This window comes from Neisseria animalis, from assembly GCF_900636515.1.
Taxonomy (GTDB): Bacteria; Pseudomonadota; Gammaproteobacteria; order Burkholderiales; family Neisseriaceae; genus Neisseria; species Neisseria animalis.
Genome location: NZ_LR134287.1, coordinates 191,397 through 209,231, shown reverse-complemented (window position 1 = coordinate 209,231; position 17,835 = coordinate 191,397). Strand labels below are relative to the sequence as shown.

22 protein-coding genes are annotated in these 17,835 nt (G+C 50.0%); 7 read left to right on the top strand and 15 right to left on the bottom strand.

What is annotated here, in order from left to right:
* Positions 1-151: 151 nt before the first annotated feature.
* From EL111_RS01035 to EL111_RS01020, 4 genes are all read left to right on the top strand, one after another.
* Positions 152-1,582, top strand: coding sequence for a basic amino acid/polyamine antiporter (locus EL111_RS01035; RefSeq protein ID WP_123795189.1), 1,431 nt, complete (start codon positions 152-154; stop codon positions 1,580-1,582).
* 635 nt (positions 1,583-2,217) lie between these two features.
* Complete coding sequence (locus tag EL111_RS01030) at positions 2,218-2,622, top strand: DUF485 domain-containing protein (protein ID WP_123795188.1); 405 nt, start codon at positions 2,218-2,220, stop codon at positions 2,620-2,622.
* Positions 2,619-4,295 carry a cation acetate symporter gene (locus EL111_RS01025; protein ID WP_123795187.1) on the top strand — a complete coding sequence of 559 codons (1,677 nt, stop codon included), beginning with the start codon at positions 2,619-2,621 and terminating at the stop codon, positions 4,293-4,295. Before EL111_RS01030 ends, EL111_RS01025 begins: the two co-directional genes overlap by 4 nt.
* A 310-nt stretch (positions 4,296-4,605) precedes the next feature.
* Entirely contained in the window at positions 4,606-6,141 is a 1,536-nt protein-coding gene (locus EL111_RS01020) for an ABC transporter permease (RefSeq protein WP_123795303.1), read from the top strand.
* Between the two features lie 135 nt (positions 6,142-6,276).
* Here the strand turns inward: EL111_RS01020 and truC are convergent, their stop codons facing one another.
* From truC to EL111_RS01005, 3 genes are read right to left on the bottom strand one after another with little or no spacing between them, the layout of a single operon-like run.
* Positions 6,277-7,014 (bottom strand): tRNA pseudouridine(65) synthase TruC, encoded by a 738-nt coding sequence (truC, locus tag EL111_RS01015; RefSeq protein ID WP_123795186.1) that lies wholly within the window; start codon positions 7,012-7,014, stop codon positions 6,277-6,279.
* 4 nt (positions 7,015-7,018) lie between these two features.
* Positions 7,019-7,987, bottom strand: coding sequence for an ABC transporter ATP-binding protein (locus tag EL111_RS01010; protein WP_123795185.1), 969 nt, complete (start codon positions 7,985-7,987; stop codon positions 7,019-7,021).
* Between the two features lie 13 nt (positions 7,988-8,000).
* Positions 8,001-8,897, bottom strand: coding sequence for an NUDIX hydrolase (locus EL111_RS01005; RefSeq protein WP_123795184.1), 897 nt, complete (start codon positions 8,895-8,897; stop codon positions 8,001-8,003).
* A 108-nt stretch (positions 8,898-9,005) separates the two neighbouring features.
* On the opposite strand from EL111_RS01005, the gene EL111_RS01000 reads away from it, so the two are divergent.
* From EL111_RS01000 to rsfS, 3 genes are all read left to right on the top strand, one after another.
* Positions 9,006-9,593: a beta-class carbonic anhydrase gene (locus EL111_RS01000; protein ID WP_123795183.1), complete on the top strand. Its 588-nt coding sequence runs from the start codon at positions 9,006-9,008 to the stop codon at positions 9,591-9,593.
* On the top strand, positions 9,590-10,207 hold the full coding sequence (gene nadD, locus EL111_RS00995; RefSeq protein ID WP_123795182.1) for a nicotinate-nucleotide adenylyltransferase: 618 nt from the start codon (positions 9,590-9,592) through the stop codon (positions 10,205-10,207). The genes EL111_RS01000 and nadD overlap by 4 nt, the downstream gene beginning before the upstream one ends.
* A 483-nt stretch (positions 10,208-10,690) precedes the next feature.
* Positions 10,691-11,077: a ribosome silencing factor gene (rsfS, locus tag EL111_RS00990; RefSeq protein WP_123795181.1), complete on the top strand. Its 387-nt coding sequence runs from the start codon at positions 10,691-10,693 to the stop codon at positions 11,075-11,077.
* A 442-nt stretch (positions 11,078-11,519) separates the two neighbouring features.
* Here rsfS and EL111_RS00985 read toward each other — a convergent pair whose 3' ends face one another.
* The 12 genes from EL111_RS00985 to rpsE all read right to left on the bottom strand — a co-directional run bounded on the left by EL111_RS00985 (position 11,520) and on the right by rpsE (position 17,828).
* Positions 11,520-12,017, bottom strand: a complete 498-nt coding sequence (locus EL111_RS00985) for a CinA family protein (RefSeq protein WP_123795302.1) — start codon at positions 12,015-12,017, stop codon at positions 11,520-11,522.
* Positions 12,018-12,117: 100 nt separating this feature from the next.
* Positions 12,118-12,492: a 50S ribosomal protein L17 gene (gene rplQ, locus EL111_RS00980; RefSeq protein WP_123795180.1), complete on the bottom strand. Its 375-nt coding sequence runs from the start codon at positions 12,490-12,492 to the stop codon at positions 12,118-12,120.
* 24 nt (positions 12,493-12,516) lie between these two features.
* Positions 12,517-13,503, bottom strand: a complete 987-nt coding sequence (locus EL111_RS00975; protein WP_123795179.1) for a DNA-directed RNA polymerase subunit alpha — start codon at positions 13,501-13,503, stop codon at positions 12,517-12,519.
* Between the two features lie 25 nt (positions 13,504-13,528).
* Positions 13,529-14,149, bottom strand: coding sequence for a 30S ribosomal protein S4 (gene rpsD, locus EL111_RS00970; RefSeq protein ID WP_123795178.1), 621 nt, complete (start codon positions 14,147-14,149; stop codon positions 13,529-13,531).
* Between the two features lie 19 nt (positions 14,150-14,168).
* Positions 14,169-14,564 carry a 30S ribosomal protein S11 gene (gene rpsK, locus EL111_RS00965; protein ID WP_002216249.1) on the bottom strand — a complete coding sequence of 132 codons (396 nt, stop codon included), beginning with the start codon at positions 14,562-14,564 and terminating at the stop codon, positions 14,169-14,171.
* A gap of 19 nt (positions 14,565-14,583) precedes the next feature.
* Positions 14,584-14,946, bottom strand: a complete 363-nt coding sequence (gene rpsM, locus EL111_RS00960) for a 30S ribosomal protein S13 (RefSeq protein WP_123795177.1) — start codon at positions 14,944-14,946, stop codon at positions 14,584-14,586.
* A gap of 67 nt (positions 14,947-15,013) precedes the next feature.
* Positions 15,014-15,127 (bottom strand): 50S ribosomal protein L36, encoded by a 114-nt coding sequence (gene rpmJ, locus EL111_RS00955; RefSeq protein WP_003697674.1) that lies wholly within the window; start codon positions 15,125-15,127, stop codon positions 15,014-15,016.
* A gap of 18 nt (positions 15,128-15,145) precedes the next feature.
* Positions 15,146-15,364 carry a translation initiation factor IF-1 gene (gene infA / locus EL111_RS00950; RefSeq protein ID WP_003684714.1) on the bottom strand — a complete coding sequence of 73 codons (219 nt, stop codon included), beginning with the start codon at positions 15,362-15,364 and terminating at the stop codon, positions 15,146-15,148.
* Positions 15,365-15,368: 4 nt separating this feature from the next.
* Positions 15,369-16,682, bottom strand: coding sequence for a preprotein translocase subunit SecY (gene secY / locus EL111_RS00945; RefSeq protein ID WP_123795176.1), 1,314 nt, complete (start codon positions 16,680-16,682; stop codon positions 15,369-15,371).
* A 13-nt stretch (positions 16,683-16,695) separates the two neighbouring features.
* Entirely contained in the window at positions 16,696-17,130 is a 435-nt protein-coding gene (gene rplO, locus EL111_RS00940; RefSeq protein WP_123795175.1) for a 50S ribosomal protein L15, read from the bottom strand.
* A 1-nt stretch (position 17,131) separates the two neighbouring features.
* Positions 17,132-17,317: a 50S ribosomal protein L30 gene (gene rpmD, locus EL111_RS00935; RefSeq protein WP_123795174.1), complete on the bottom strand. Its 186-nt coding sequence runs from the start codon at positions 17,315-17,317 to the stop codon at positions 17,132-17,134.
* Positions 17,310-17,828 (bottom strand): 30S ribosomal protein S5, encoded by a 519-nt coding sequence (gene rpsE, locus EL111_RS00930; protein WP_123795173.1) that lies wholly within the window; start codon positions 17,826-17,828, stop codon positions 17,310-17,312. The genes rpmD and rpsE overlap by 8 nt, the downstream gene beginning before the upstream one ends.
* Between the last annotated feature and the right edge of the window lie 7 nt (positions 17,829-17,835).

Genomic DNA, 17,835 nt, shown 5'->3' with positions numbered 1-17,835 from the left:
TGCAGACGGCCTTTTCGCCTGATTTTCCGCATTTTGCACCCGTCAGGCCGTCTGTAAATATGCGTATTTTCCATTTACAGACGGCTTTTGTTTTATAATCTTTCTTTTCCTGATTTATCCTGTCTTAACTATTCTGATAAGAAAGCGATTTATGTCTTCCAAATCCCAAATCGGGCTGGCGGCGCTGACGGCTTTGGTCATCAGCTCCATGATCGGCTCGGGTATTTTCAGTTTGCCGCAGAACATGGCTTCGGTGGCCGGTTCGCAGGCTTTGTTGATCGGCTGGCTGATTACCGGCGTCGGCATTATTTTTCTCGGCATTTCGTTTGCCATGCTCGCCAAGCTGCGCCCCGATCTCGACGGCGGCATCTACACTTACGCCCGTGCGGGTTTCGGCGACCTGATGGGCTTTTTCTCTGCTTGGGGCTACTGGCTCTGCACCACTGTCGGCATTGTCGGTTATCTGGTGGTGGCGTTTGAAGCGGTCGGCACGTTTACCGACACCTCCGGTGCGGTGCTGTTCGGCAAGGGCAATACGTTTGCCGCGTTTTTGGGCGAATCGGCGGTGGCGTGGCTGGTTTATTGGCTGGTGGCGCGCGGTATCAAAGAGGCGGCAGGCGTGAACTTGGTGGCGACGTTTGTGAAAGTGTTTCCGCTGATTCTGTTTATCGGCTTGGCGGCGTATTTCTTCAAAGCCGATATTTTCATGGGCGATTGGACGGGCGCGAGCCTCGCCACGCCGGAAAACCCCGATGCGGACATCATGACCCAAGTGAAAAACACCATGCTGATTACGCTGTGGGTGTTTACCGGCATCGAAGGCGCGGCGGTATTGTCGAAACACGCCAAGAGCCGTGCCGATGTGGGCAGGGCAACCGTTATCGGCGTTTCCCTCACGCTGGCGATGTATGTGGCGATTACGCTGTTGGCGCAGGGCGTGCTGCCGCGTGCGGACATTGCGGCGATGTCCAATCCGTCGATGGCGGGCGTGTTGGCGCACATGGTCGGCGGTTGGGGCAAGGTGCTTATCAGCTTCTGTCTGATTGTGTCGGTGCTGTCGTCGTATCTGAGCTGGACGCTGTATGCGACGGAAATCCCGCATCTGGGTGCGAAAAACGGCGCGTTTCCGGCCTCATTTGTCAAGTTGAACAAAAACGAAGTGCCGCACGGCTCGCTGCTGTTTACCACGCTGACCGTGCAGCTCTGCCTGTTTTTGGTTTGGCAGACGGGCAACAGCTACGAAGCCTTGCTGCTGATTTCCACTTCGATGATTCTGATTCCGTATTTTCTTATCGGCGCGTATCTGCTGAAGCTGTCGTTTGAGCGGAAGTTGCCGTTGAAATACAAGCTCGTCGGCCTGATTGCCACTGCGTACGCGCTGTGGATTGTGTATGCGGCGGGTACGGAATACCTGCTGTTTTCGGTGTTGCTCTATCTGCCGGGCGTATTGCTGTTTCTCTATTCGCAACGCAAACACCACGGCTCTTGGCGTTTCAATACTTATGAAAAAGTGATTTTGGCGGTATTGGCGGTATTGGCCGTTCCTGCGCTGGGTCAGTTTATCGGCAGTTTCGGCGGCTGATTTATCCGGATGAAAAGGTAACGGGGCGTATGTATGCGCCCCGTTTTTGCCGTCTGCCAACCCTGCCCGCCAATCTGCCATTTTTCTTCAAAAAACGACTGCAAAAATAAAAACACTCCATTCATACACCAGCACACACAGCATTTTTTGCCGATTCGATATTTGCAGACGGCATAAAATGCTTTTTATCCTGCGCTTCACCACCCCTGTCTTCTGCTGCCGCTTCCCATAAAATATCTGCTTGATAAGATGTTTACAGATATTCCAAACCTTCGTTCCATTCCTTATTTTGTCGGCATTTTCCGAACCGTCCACCGCAAATAATCTTATCAGGCCGTCTGCAAAACCGTACTTCTTCGGCGGGAAGTGTATTTTTGCAGACGGCCTTTTAAATCTTTTTAGCAAATATTAACAAATTATTAATGATTGCCAAGATTTTTCTTTTCGGGTAATTTCGTTTTTACTCAATTCGGGAAACCCGTTCCGGTTTCCAAGATGCCGCTTCAGAATAAAACCATAAATACAGTCGGATAAATAATCATGAGTCAAGGCCGCAACGCCGTATCATGTTTATTCCGAACGACTATAAAACAAAACTATTTATAAAAATATTTTGTCTTCTAAAAGGAAAAATCATGAGCGACATCCGTCTCCCTGCCGGCGGCGTTATTCCGCCGTCTGCCAAGCCGACCACGACCGCAGACAATCCTGCTGCTCCTACCGACTGCCTTGAAGAACGGGTATTGTCCCACCCGAAGTTCCAACGCATGGCTTTGCAGAAATCGGTCATCGGCTGGGTTTTCTCCGCCATTATCTTTTTGGTTTACGTCTCGTTTATCTGGGTTATCGGCACCAATCCCCAACTTTTCGCCACCAAGGTCAACCCTGATGGGGTCACGACTTGGGGGATTTACATCGGCGTATTCGTCATTGTGTTTTCATTCGTGATGACGGCGGTGTACGTTTGGATTGCCAACAGCCGCTTCGACAATATGACCAAAGCGGTAGTGGACGAAGTTATGGACGGAGGTGCGAAATGATGAAATATGTTTTACCCGCTCTGATGCTGCTTGCTTCGGGCGGTGCGTTGGCCGATGCCATCGGCGGAGAGGTAGAAAAACAAGCGACCAACTGGACGGCGATTATCATGTTTTTCCTGTTTGTCAGCTCTACCTTGTTCATCACCAAATGGGCGGCCAAACAAAATAAATCCGCCAAAGATTTCTACACCGGCGGCGGCGGTATTTCCGGCACGCAAAACGGTTTGGCGATTGCGGGCGATTATATGTCGGCAGCCGCATTTTTAGGAGTATCGGCCATCGTATTCAGCCGCGGTTACGACGGTCTGATTTACTCGGTGGGTTTTGTGGTCGGCTGGCCGATTGTCTTGTTTCTGATGGCGGAGCGGCTGCGGAATCTGGGTAAATTCACTTTCTCCGATGTTGCCGCCTACCGCTTCAACCAAAAACCGGTGCGCCTGTTTGCCGCCTCCAGTACGCTGCTGATTGTTTCGCTTTATTTGATTGCACAAGTGGTCGGCGCGGGCAAACTGATTCAGCTTTTATTTGGTTTGGATTACATTTTCGCCGTTATTCTGGTCGGCACGCTGATGATTGTGTATGTATTGTTCGGCGGTATGCTGGCAACGACTTGGGTGCAGATGATTAAAGCGGTACTGCTGCTGGGCGGCGCAACGCTGATTTCGCTGCTGGTATTGAAACATACCGGTTTCAGCTTGGAAAATATGTTTGCCGCCGCGGTGGACAAACACGAACAAGGCGAAGCGATTATGGCGCCGGGCAGCATGGTGAAAAACCCAATCGACGCGCTGTCATTGGGCTTGGCACTGATGTTCGGCACCTGCGGCCTGCCCCACGTTCTGATGCGCTTTTTTACCGTTCCCGATGCCCGCGAGGCGCGTAAATCGGTAGTGGTGGCAACCGGCTTGGTCGGCTATTTCTTCCTGCTTACCGGCATCATCGGCTTCGGCGCCATTATTCTGCTGACCAAAGACAACCCGCAATTTTTCACCGAAATGCTGAAAGATGGCAAAACCGTGTACGAAATGGTCGGCGGTGTCAACATGACGGCGGTACACCTCTCCAATGCGGTCGGCGGCGATTTCCTGCTGGGCTTTATTTCCGCCGTAAGTTTTGCCACCATTTTGGCGGTGGTTGCCGGCCTGACCCTGTCGGGTGCCTCTGCCGTAAGCCACGATATTTATTCTTCGGTGATCCGTAAAGGCAAAGCCACGCCGCACGAAGAAATGCGGATTTCCAAAGCGGCAACTTTGGTGTTGGGCGTGATGTCGGTGGTGTTGGGCTTGGCGTTTGAAGACCAAAACGTAGCCTTCATGGTCGGCCTCTGCTTCGCCATCGCCGCCTCCGCCAACTTCCCCGTACTGATGTTGAGTATGTATTGGAAAGGGCTGACCACACGCGGCGTAGTGGCGGGAGGCTTGAGCGGCTTGCTCGGCGCGTTTATCCTGATTGTCTTAGGGCCGAACGTGTGGGTGGCGGTATTGGGTAACGAAAGCCCCGTATTCCCTTACGGCAGCCCGGCATTGTTTACCATTCCGCTGGCCTTTGTCGTGGCATGGCTGGTATCGGTATGCGACAAATCCGCACAAGCGGCTGAAGACAAGTCCCGCTTTGCCGCACAATATGTCCGCTCGATGACCGGTATCGGCGCGGCCAAGGCTTCGGATCACTAAACTGCTTTCCACTTGTCTGACAAAGCCGTCTGTACATTTGCAGACGGCTTTTTTGTTAAAATACGGTCGGGCAACACGGAATGAAACAAGGCGGCAAACCCACAGACCGTACCAATCGTACGGGTAAGCGGACTTTCTGCCTCAACAGCCTAACCCAACTCTCTTTGAGCAAGGCACCGCAACGCCGTATCATACCGTGTGCAACAACCATGAAAATCAGAACGCTGCCGTATCCGCTTCAGCCCGTTCTGATTTTTCCACCATGCCCGATAATACCCTTCCCGCCTACAACCTTCCGCCACCTACGCCCATGACCATGCTCCGCCTGTTTGCCGCCGTACTGACCGCCCTGCTCCCGCTCGGTTTTCTTGCCGTGATGGTGGTTGCCCCGCTGATTGCGTTGGCGCTGTATGACGGCGGCGGCATTGCTTGGAGCGTGCTGAACGACGATTATATGCAGCAGCGCGTGTGGTGGACCATTATTCAAGCCGCGGCAACCTGTGGCATCACATTGTTGCTGGGCGTACCGGCTGCTTGGACTTTGGCGCGTTTAGACTTTTTCGGACGGCGGACCCTATTGCGCCTGCTGATGCTGCCGTTTGTCATGCCGACTTTGGTTGCAGCCATGGGCGTGCTGGCACTGTTCGGCGCAAACGGTATGTTGTGGGCAGGCTGGCAGGATACGCCTTATTTACTGCTGTACGGCAATGTGTTTTTCAATTTGCCCGTACTGATACGCGCCGCCTATCAAGGTTTGCTTTGCGTACCCGAAGCGCGTTTGCAGACGGCACAAACATTGGGAGCGGGGGCTTGGCAGCGGTTTTGGCTGGTGGAATGGCCGGTATTGAAGCCGTGGTTGGCAGGGGGCGCGTGTTTGGTGTTTTTATACTGCTTTTCCGGTTTCGGCTTGGCATTGCTGCTGGGCGGCAGCCGTTATGCCACCGTAGAAGTAGAAATCTACCAACTGATTGCCTATGAGTTGGACATCGCCCAAGCCTCCGTATTGGTATGGCTGATGTTGGCGGTAACGGCGGCGGCAGGTTTGCTGTACGCATGGTTGAGCCGCCGTACCGCTGTCGGGAAAACCATGCGCCCGCCACAGCCGCGCACACCGCAATCCGGTGGAGAACGTCTGCTGCTGGCCGGAACATGTACCGTTTTGCTGTTCTGCTGCGCCCTGCCCTTGGCGGCGATATGGGTGCAGGCATTGGCGGCAGGCAGCGCATGGCAGGTATGGGCAGAAACGGATACGCTGGCGGCGGCATGGAATACGCTGCGTTTCTCAACCCTGGCGGTACTGTCGGCAGTCGTTTTGGGCGTGATGTACGCGATGGCAGCAAGGCGTGCACCGTGGATACGCGCACTGACTTTTCTGCCGTTTATGGTATCGCCGGTGTGCGTGGCTTTCGGCGTATTGCTGCTTTATCCTGAATGGACGGCCTCCCTGCCACTGCTGATCGCCACATATGCCCTGCTCGCCTACCCTTTCGTTGCCAAAGACATATCGGCGGCGTGGGACGGGCTGTCTGCCAACTATGCTGCCGCCGCCGCAAGCATGGGTGCCGGCCGTTTGCAGACGGCATGGTATGTTACCGTACCGCTACTGAAGCCCGCTTTGCGGCGCGGCATGACCTTGGCGGCGGCAACCTGTATCGGCGAATTTGCCGCCACGCTCTTTCTGTCGCGCCCCGAGTGGCAAACGCTGACCACTTTGGTGTATCACTACCTGAGCCGCGCCGGTGCGGACAATTACGCTCGGGCAATGGTGCTAACGGCCATACTGCTGACGCTGGCCTTACTGGTTTTCCTGCTGCTGGACGAAAAAGAAACAGAAAAGGCCGTCTGAACATTTTGCAGACGGCCTGAACACCGATTTTCGCCCAATCATGCCGAAACCGCCCGTTCCCCATTCAATCAGGCATCTTCATGCAATCGGGCATGAGAAGTAGTGCCGCAACACATACCCGCCAAACACCAATCCTTATTCGGAATCCGACTGCAGGATACCGCTCTGCCCACCGAATACCGCCAACCACTGCTGCCATTGCCCGTCCACCGGCGCGGTAATCCTTACCTGCTTACCGTCCGAAAGACGATCGAACACCAGCGAATGCGCGTGCAGCATCAGCCGCCGCGTCCCCAAATGTTCGGCAACCGCGTGGTTTTGACGCAAGTCGCCATAATTGGTGTCGCCGACGATGGGGTGGAAAATATGTTTCAAATGGCGGCGAATTTGGTGCTTACGTCCGGTATGCGGCCTCAGCTCCACCCATGAGTAGCGCGAGGTCGGATAACGCGGGGCCGAAACAAACGGTAATTCGGTACGCGCCAAACAGCGGTAGTCGGTTACCGCGTCCTGCAAGGTCGCTTCGGTTCGCGCTTCGGCGATTTGGTCGGGTTGGTATTTGAGCGCGTAATCGATACTGCCTGCTTCCGGCAACCAGCCGCGCACTACCGCCCAATAGGTTTTGCAGACGGCCTTCTGTTCAAACTGTTGTGTCAGCAGGCGTGCGCTGTCGCTGTCGAGCGCAAACAGCAATACTCCCGAAGTCGGGCGGTCGAGACGATGGACGGGAAAAACGTGCCGTCCGATTTGGTCGCGCAAGGTCTGCATCACGAAACGGGTTTCATGGCGGTCGAGCCAGCTTCTGTGCACCAGCATACCGGCAGGTTTGTTGACAGCAATGCAGTGTTCGTCGCGGTAAAGTATCTCCAGCATGATTTCAGACGGCCTGTACATGAAAATCGATAATACGCGCCTTATCAACAGCGATATGGACTTCCGTATGGTTGGCCAAATCCGCATGACGGAAAGTCTGCCAATCGGCGGTTACGGTCAGGCTGCCGTATTCGGGGTGGCGGAACAGCAGCCTCACGCTGTCGGGCAGGGCAACGGTTTCCATTAAGGTACAGCGGACGCTGCCGCTTTGTCCGGCCGCGCAAATGCTGATGGCATTCGGCGGGATATAGCGTTGCGGGTCGGCATTGTGCAGCCCCAGCAGACGGGCGGCGCGGACATTGGCGGGACGTTGCAGGATTTCCCGTGCCGTTCCGCTTTGTACCACCCTGCCCTGATCGAGCAGGACAATGCCGTCTGCCATACCGAATGCTTCTTCGGGCGAGTGGGTAACCAATACGGCGGGAATGTTTGATTTGCGGATTTGCGCCAAAGCCAACTGCCGCAATTTCTGCCGCAAATGGCTGTCCAAGCTGGAAAATGCTTCATCGAGCAACAACAATTTGGGATTGCCGGCCAAGGCGCGTGCCAAAGCAAGCCGCTGCTGCTCGCCTCCCGACAAACTGTCGATACGGCGTTGTGCCAGAGAGGCCAAGCCCACTTCTTCCAAAGCCTGCAATGCCTGTTTTTCGGCCTCGCGCCTGCCCGTACCGCGCATCCGCAACCCGAAGGCGGCGTTTTCGACGGCATTCAAATGCGGAAACAGCGCATAGTCCTGAAACATCAATGCAATATGGCGTTTTTCAGACGGCTTTCGAGTGATGTTTTCACCGTTCAGCCGGATTTCTCCGCTATCGGGCGCAATCAGACCGCTGATGATTTTCAGCAGGGTGGATTTGCCGCAACCGGATTGCCCCAACACAGCAATAAGTTGCCCTTTTTCTACGTCCATGCTGATGTCTTCGGCTACGGTTCGGCTGCCGAAACTTTTGCAGATGTGTTTGACGGATAACATGGCAACGGCTCTTTCAAGCGGCGGAAACGGGACGGCTCATCTCTTGGAGCAGACGGGTCAATTCGTGTTCGGGTCTGAGCAGTCCGTAGCGGCGGAACGCATCAAGTGTAACCAGTTGCGCGTCGGGCATCATCGCTCCTTCAGCCATTACAGCCACGATTTGTGCCGGCGTAAACAGCTCGAAACCGGCAACTTCTCCGTCCAGATTTTCCGGTCGGACTTCAGACGGCAAGATAACATCGAAAATATGCAGGATTTCGTTATGCAGACCGCGTGCAACCGGCCTCAGGCTGTGCATACGATTGCATAATGTCAGGCCGGAAAGCTGTTGCGCCGTCAGCCCGGCTTCTTCCTCACTTTCCCGCAACATGGCGGCAGTAATGTCTTCACCGCTGCTGATGCCGCCGCCGACCAAGTTATCCAGCTTGTCGGGATCGACGGCTTTATGCGGGCTGCGTCTGCCTATCCAAAACCGCCACGCCCCGTCCTGATAAGTCAGGCCGTTCAAATGGACGGCATGACTCAACAAACCAAGCGGCCGGAATGCGGCTCGCTCCAATGCAAACAATACGCTGCCGTCGCTATCGCACACATCGAAACGCTCGTCCCGCCAACCATGCAGCAGGCCTAACCGTTTCCATTCAAACGCCAAATGCTGCAAACCGTCGCCCAAAGCCAGCCAACTGTCTGCATTCAAGGCAATGCCGTCTGCATTTTCATTGACTTCCCCGTGCCAGTCTTTCACCACCTGCGCTGCCCATTGCGGGCTCAACCGACCCAGCGGCTTGCCGTTCAGCCACAATGTCTGCCAGCTTCCGTACAGGCCGTAAGCCCTGCGTATCCATTCCAACAAGGTTTGATGTTCGGCTTCGCCGAGCGGTTCGGGAAATAGGGGACGTTCTGCGGACATGGCGGTTTTCCTGAAAAAACATATGCGCGATTGTAACTGCTTTATCGGGAAAGCACTATACGGCAGTTCAGGAGTATAATGACCGGCAGCACACACAGGAGGCAGAAAATGAGTGAATTAAACCACATCCTTTCTTACAATCAGGACTTTGTCGAATCCGGCGAATATGCCCAGTTTTTTACCGGCAAATATCCCGAACGCGGACTGGCCATCCTTTCCTGCATGGACGCGCGCATTATCGAACTTTTGCCGCGCGCATTAGGCTTAAAAAACGGCGATGCCAAGCTGATTAAAAACGCCGGCGCACTGGTTACCCACCCGTGGGGCTCCGTGATGCGCAGCCTTCTGGTGGCGGTATTCGAGTTGAAAGTCAAAGAAATTATGGTTATTGCCCACCACGACTGCGGTATGCAGAAACTTAATGCCGAAAGTTTCTTGGGCAAAGCCGCCGACAAAGGCATTCCCGAAGACCGCGTCGAAACCTTGCGTAACGCCGGCATCGACCTCGACAGTTGGTTAACCGGATTCGACAATGTGGAAGACAGTGTACGCCACACCGTATCCATTATCCGCCGCCACCCCTTGATGCCGGCCGAAGTTGCGGTTCACGGCTTGGTGATTCACCCGACAACCGGCAAGCTGACTTTGGTAGTAGACGGCAGCACCGGCTCTTCTGCAGACGGCACCTCGGCATGAAAACACTCGGACTTTTCGGCGGCACCTTCGATCCGATACACAACGGACATCTCCACATCGCCCGCGCGTTTGCCGACGAACTCGGTTTGGATACGGTCGTCTTCCTGCCCGCCGGCGACCCTTACCATAAAACACAAGCCACGCGCACACCGGCAAAGCACCGTTTCGCCATGACCGAACTGGCCGTTTCTGACGACCCGCGTTTTGCCGTCAGCGATTGCGACATGATACGCGGCGGCGCAACCTACACGTTTGATACCGTGCAGATTTTCCGCCAGCAATTTCCGCAGGCGCAACTGTGGTGGCTGATGGGAAGCGACAGCCTGATGAAGCTGCATACTTGGAAAAAATGGCAAACCCTCGTACGCCAAACCCACATTGCCGTTGCCATGCGCCAAGGAGACAGCCTCAACCGCATACCGCGCGAATTGCACGCATGGTTCGGAGAGGGACTGCAAAACGGCAGTGTCAAAATTCTGAACACGCCGCTTTATGATGTCAGCTCCACACAAATCCGCGGACTACTTGAAAACAGCGAAAATGCAGACGGCATACTTCCGCCGCAAGTAGCGCGTTATATCCGTAATCAGAAATTGTACGGCCGGCCAAAATAAAATCCGGCTGTCATGCCAAAATCCATACGGATTTCCCATACAACATCTTGCCGATATTCATTAACCGATCACGCTGTGAAACAATATCGGCATTCGGCATATTGATTGCCAAAATGATTTGAGCAAAGCAAGCAGTCGTGTCGGCGATTGGGTATGCCTTATTGTGAAACAGATTGCAGAGGCCGTTTCGACAATTTATACCCATAAAGCAACACAGCCGTTTTGATTTAAATTGGGACAACGCCAAACACTACGGCGAAATGCTGCAAGGCTGTATCAGGCCGACGGAACGGCTATATTTTCCATCACAGCAAGCCCCGACCGTCTGCCATGCCGTCTGCAAATCACAACCAGCAAAGCAAATACGCTGCCGAACGGCACAAGCCCTCGATTACCGACCGCAACCAAACCTTTTCCTATATTGGAAATTCAGCGGCTTATCTATATAATCCCACCCATTCAACAGATTTATCCGGAAACATAATGAACGAACAAGAATTGTTAGACCTGCAAAAGATGGTAGATACCGCCGTCAACGCATTGGAAGATATTAAAGCCAAAGATATTTCCGTTTTAGAAACCCAAGAAAAAACTTCATTGTTTGCCCGCATGATTATTGCCAGCGGTGACTCCACCCGACAAGTAAAAGCCTTGGCCAACAATGTTGCGGTTGACTTGAAAGAAGCCGGCTTTGAAATTTTAAGTACGGAAGGGGATACCGGCGAATGGACCTTGGTTGATGCCGGAGACTTGGTGGTACACGTTATGCTGCCGGCCGTACGCGATTTCTACGACATCGATACGCTATGGGGCGGAGAAAAACCAAGTTTCCATGCAGGCGCTCAAAAACCGTGGCACGCGGCAGACTAACCCGACATAACATCATATAAAGCCGTCTGCAAAACAGCCTAATCGTATTCATTAAGCTGTTTTGCAGACGGCCTTTTCTATGTTTATGTTCTCAATTACTTTCATTTTTCACCAAAACCGCTGCCTCAAACATCTCCTGCTTGAATATATAGTCGAATAAAATAAGAATGAGACAAGGCAGCGAAGCCGCAGACAGTACACATAGTACGGCAAGGCAAAGCAACGATGTATCATTCTTATTTTAAATGACTATAAATTGGGACAACGCCAAACAGTACGGTGAAGAGCGGCAAGGCTGCATCAAGTTAGCAGAACGGTCATACTTTCCATTACAGCAAGCCCGGTAGCCTTCCATGCCGTCTGCAAATCACACAATCAACAAAGTAAATACACTGCCAAACTGTCCAATACTATCCCAGCGACAAAACAGCAATGTCTCTGATTACAAACGCTGCTTTTTCTCTGGATAAACAAATAAATTATCCACCAACAAACCCAACGCAAATGCTACGGCCTGCTGACGTATATTTTCCCTATTGCCGTCAAAATGTTGTACACACGTTATCACCTGATTTGCAGTAGCCAAACCAAACCATACTGTACCGACAGGTTTTTCCTTACTTCCTCCTCCCGGCCCGGCAATACCCGAAATACTCAAAGCATAATCCGCATCAGCCAACAATCTTGCCCCTTGCGCCATCTCCCGTACCGTTTCAGCACTGACCGCACCGTAATTCAATAAAGTTTCATGATGCACGCCCAAGAGCTGCTGTTTGGCCTGATTACTATACGTTACCCAACTTTGATAAAACCATTGCGAGCTGCCTGTAACCGATGTAAACGCCCCGGACAACAACCCGCCGGCGCAAGACTCTGCACAAGTAACCGTTTGATGATATTGACTTAAATGCGAAGCGATTGTACTTAACAGCCCCTCCATTCTCTCCTCACTTTTCTCAAAACCAACAAAACCCATTTTCAGGTATTATCCAATAAAAAATACCACCTGTTTATTCAACAGATGGTATTTTTATTATGGCTTACTCAGCAGATTCAGCGGCCTTATCAACCAGCTCAACCAATGCCAACGGGGCATTATCGCCTTTGCGGAAACCGTATTTCAATACGCGGATATAACCGCCATTACGGGTTGCAAAGCGTGGACCCAACTCATCGAACAACTTAACCACTACATCGCGATCGCGTGTACGGTTGAAAGCCAAACGACGGTTAGCCAAAGAAGGTTTTTTACCCAAAGTAATCAGGGGCTCTACCACACGGCGCAATTCTTTAGCTTTAGGCAAAGTGGTCACGATAGTCTCGTGAGTCAACAATGAATTTGCCATATTGCGCAGCATCGCAGCGCGGTGGCTGCTGGTACGGTTTAATTTGCGGTTACCATTACGATGACGCATGTCATTATCCTTTAATCTTCAAACTTACGGCTTTTCCAAGCCTACAGGCGGCCAAGCTTCTAATTTCGAACCCAGTGTCAAACCTTTAGAGGCCAACACTTCTTTTATTTCATTCAAAGACTTACGACCCAAATTTGGTGTTTTGAGAAGCTCGGTTTCAGTACGTTGAATCAAATCGCCAATATAATAAATATCTTCAGCTTTCAGACAGTTAGCTGAACGTACGGTTAATTCCAAATCATCTACCGGACGCAACAGGATTGGGTCGATAGGAGGCGCTTTTTCTTCAACCTCTTCAACCGGCGTACCTTGCAAGTCCGCAAAAATAGACATTTGATCAATTAAAATACGTGCAGCACTGCGTACTGCCTCTTCCGGATCCAAAGAACCATCGGTTTCAATATCCAAAACCAATTTGTCCAAATCCGTACGCTGCTCTACGCGTGCAGGTTCAACTTCAAAGCTAACACGGCTGATGGGCGAAAAGCTCGCATCCAACTGAATTGCACCAATCTGCTTGTTTTCATCGCGAATCACACGACGACCCGAAGCAGATTGGTAGCCGCGGCCTTGCTCCACCTTGATTTCCATCTCAATCTGACCATTTTCGGACAAATGACAGATGACATGCTCAGGATTCAGAATCTCTACATCATGGCTTAATTCAATATCGCCAGCGACAACCGGACCTGCCCCTGATTTTTTCAAGGTCAACTGAACCTGACTACGACCATGCAACTTAAATACTACGCCTTTAATGTTCAACAGGATATCGACTACGTCTTCCTGTACGCCATCAACGGTAGAGTACTCATGCAGTACACCGGCAATAGCCACTTCAGTAGGTGCAAAACCATTCATGGATGACAGTAAGATACGACGCAAAGCATTACCTAAAGTATGGCCAAAACCACGTTCAAAAGGCTGCATAGATACTTTGGCACGAGTAGTGGACAAAGTATCGACATCAATTTGACGAGGTTTCAAAAATTCGGTTGTGCTATTTTGCATTTAACTGTCCCTCACTGAGCTAGCATTATTTAGAGTAGAACTCTACCACCAGCTGTTCATTAATATCGCCAGTCAATTCTGAACGATCAGGCATATTTTTGAATACGCCTTCCAATTTATCTGCATCTACAGAAACCCAGCTTGGCAGACCGATTTGGGTAGCCAGACTCAATGCCTCTTGGATACGTACTTGTTTTTTGGCTTTCTCACGAACAGCTACAACATCACCTGCTTTAACTTGGAAAGAAGGAATATTGACTACTTGACCGTTTACGGTAATCGCTTTATGAGAAACCAACTGACGGGCTTCTGCGCGGGTAGAGCCAAAACCCATACGGTATACGACATTATCCAAACGAGATTCTAACAACTGAAGCAGCAGCTCACCGGTTGAACCTTTGCGGCGCGCAGCCTCGGCAAAGTAACGACGGAACTGACGCTCCAGCACGCCGTAAATGCGGCGGATTTTTTGTTTTTCACGCAATTGCAGACCATAGTCTGACAAACGCGGCTTTTTAGCACCGTGCTGACCCGGTGCCGAATCCATTTTACATTTAGAATCCAAAGAGCGACGTGCACTCTTCAGAAACAGATCCGTACCTTCGCGGCGTGCTAATTTACATTTAGGGCCAATATAACGTGCCATGTTTCAAATCACTCCAATATTAAATACGACGTTTTTTAGGTGGACGGCAACCGTTATGTGGTAACGGGGTAACGTCGGTAATGCTGGTAATCTTGAAACCAAGAGCATTGAGCGCACGCACAGAAGATTCGCGACCAGGACCCGGGCCTTTAATACGGACTTCTAAATTTTTAACGCCATACTCTTGGGCAACTTTACCAGCTGCTTCTGCTGCCACTTGAGCAGCAAACGGTGTACTTTTACGAGAACCTTTAAAACCAGCGCCGCCAGAGGTAGCCCAAGACAATGCATTGCCTTGACGGTCGGTGATTGTAATGATGGTATTGTTGAAAGATGCATGTACATGCACAATACCTTCGCTTACGGTTTTACGTACTTTTTTGCGTACACGCGAAGCTGTGTTTGCTTTAGCCATTAATCAAATTCCTTAAAAATTATTTTTTACCGGCAATCGCCTTACGCGGACCTTTACGGGTGCGAGCGTTAGTGCGAGTGCGTTGACCACGACAAGGCAAACCACGACGATGACGGAAGCCGCGATAGCAACCCATATCCATCAGTCGTTTAATGCTCATCGTTACTTCACGGCGCAAATCACCTTCTACTTCATATTTAGCAACTTGTTCACGCAAAGCGTCTAATTGAGCCTCGTCCAAATCTTTTGTTTTAGTGCTCGGAGCAATATTTGCAGCCTCACAAATCAATTTAGCACGAGTCGCACCAATACCGTAAATGGCTTGCAAGCCAATTACAATATGGGCATTATTAGGGATGTTTACCCCTGCAATACGAGCCATATTTTTTCCTTTTTAGGGCAAAGTGTGTCACTATACCACAAAATCAGGCAAAGAGGAAACTAGCCTCTTAACCTTGACGTTGCTTGTGACGTGGGTCAGTACAAATTACACGAACTACGCGATTACGACGAATAATTTTGCAGTTACGGCAAATTTTCTTTACAGAAGGTTGTACGCGCATTTTTTTTCCTTTTACAGTCTATCTTGCTCGAAATACGATACGAGCACGGGTTAAATCATAAGGAGTCAACTCAACCGTTACCTTATCACCTGGAGAAATGCGGATATAATGCATCCGCATTTTACCAGAGATATGACCTAACACCACATGGTCGTTTTCGAGTTTGACTTTAAATGTTGCATTCGGCAAAGTTTCAAGAATTTCACCTTGCATCTGTATGGTATCTTCTTTAGCCATAGTTTTATTTACGTGATAATGATTTCATATCCGGTCTTTGCAGTAAATCTTCATACTGCTGCGTCATCCTGTATGAATTAATTTGTGTTTGGAAATCCATTGTAACCACCACAAGAATCAATAAGGATGTACCACCGAGATAGAACGGAACGTTTAAAGCTGTCGTTAAAAACTCGGGAATCAAACAAATAATTGTGATATACAGCGCACCAAATAAAGTTAGACGCAATACCACTTTTTCCAAATACCTAGAAGTTTGTTCGCCCGGGCGGATACCAGGAACAAACGCTCCACTTTTTTTCAGGTTATCAGCTATTTCTTTAGGACTGAAAACCAAAGCTGTATAAAAGTAGCAGAAAAAGACTATAGTCGCTGCAAATAAAATAATATAAGCAGGCTGACCATGCTGTAACCAGCTTGAAACTTTATATAGCAAGCTATCTGTATTACTTGAACCAAACCAACCTAGCAATGTTGAGGGAAACAAAATAATACTGGATGCAAAAATTGGCGGAATCACACCTGCCATGTTGAGCTTGAAAGGCATATGGGTATTTTGCCCTTTCATCATATTGCTACCAAACTGACGTTTGGCATAATGAATCGGGACTTTACGTTGCGCACTTTCAAAATAAACCACTATATAAATCAACAATAATGCACCGAGTACAATCGATACCGCTGTCAGCATACTCATTGACCCTTGATTCGTCAAAGTAATCAGCTGCACAACTCCTGCAGGAATACCTGCAGCAATACCGGCCGTAATGATTAGCGAAATACCGTTGCCGATACCTCGCTCAGTAATTTGCTCACCTAGCCACATTAAAAACATGGTACCGGTAACCAAACATACAATCGTTGAAATATGAAACTCAACAGGATTAGCGACAACGATGCCTTGCTGGAAAACAAATGTCGCAACACCCATACTTTGCAAAATAGCCAGTAATACCGTACCGTACCGCGTATATTTGGTAATTACTTTCCTACCGGCTTCCCCTTCTTTTTTCAAAGCCTTTAAAGAAGGTAAAATTTCCGAAGCCAATTGAACAATAATCGATGCCGAAATATAGGGCATGATACCGATAGCAAATATACTAAAGCGCTCTAACGATCCTCCGGAGAACATATTCAACATTCCCAAGATACCATTCCCAGCGCTTTCGTATAATTTAGCTAATGCAACAGCATCTACTCCCGGCACTGGAATATGTGCCCCGATTCGGAAAACAATTAGAGCCCCCAGTAAAAATAGCAAACGCTTTTTCAAGTCACCAAACTTGGACAGACCTGATGAAGATTGTTGATTAGCCACTATGATTTAAGCCTTATTCTTCAACTTTACCACCGGCTGCCTCAATAGCAGCTTTGGCACCCTTGGTTGCCTTAATACCTTTTAAAGTTACAGCCTTAGAAATCTCACCGGAAGCAATAACTTTGATATTTTGTGCATTTGCCGGAATCAGACCTGCTTGTTTTAAAGTCAGCACATCGATTTCATCAACAGCAACCAATGCCAATTCACCCAAACGGACTTCAGCACTCAAAGTAGAAGTCAGTGATTTAAAACCACGTTTTGGCAAACGGCGTTGCAACGGCATTTGACCGCCTTCAAAACCTACTTTGTGAAAACCGCCGGAACGACTTTTTTGACCCTTATGGCCACGACCACCGGTTTTACCCAAGCCACTACCTATACCGCGACCAACACGGCGGCTTGCATGAGTAGCGCCTTCAGCAGGCTTAATAGTATTTAAAAACATATTATGACTCCACTTTCAAAAGGTAGCTGATTTTATTAATCATGCCACGATTTTCCGGGGTATCCAAAACCTCAACAGTATGCTCCCGACGACGTAAGCCCAAACCACGCACACAAGCTCGATGAGATTCAATTGTACCAATCAGGCTTTTAACCAAAGTTACTTTGAGTTTTTTTTGCTCAGTCATGGTTAGCTCCTAAAATCTCTTCTACTGTCAAACCGCGCTTAGCAGCAATATCAGCAGGAGTATACAGTTTTGACAGACCGTCCAAAGTAGCACGTACAATATTATAAGGATTAGTAGAACCATGAACTTTGGCAGAAATGTTATGGATACCCATAGCATCAAAAACCAAACGCATAGGACCACCGGCTTTTACACCACTACCCTCTTTAGCAGGCTGCATAAATACACGAGTTGCACCATGACGACCAATTACCTCATGGTGAATTGTACCGTTTTTCAAAGGTACTTTAATCATTGAACGACGAGCCTGATCCATAGCTTTTTGTACGGCAACAGGTACTTCTTTAGATTTACCTTTACCCATACCGATACGACCATCACCATCACCAACAACTGTCAGCGCAGAGAAAGCCATAATTCGGCCACCTTTGACCACTTTAGTTACACGGTTTACAGCGACCATTTTTTCAATCAGGCCATCACCGCGTTCTTCAATTTCATGTTTTGCCATCTGAAAG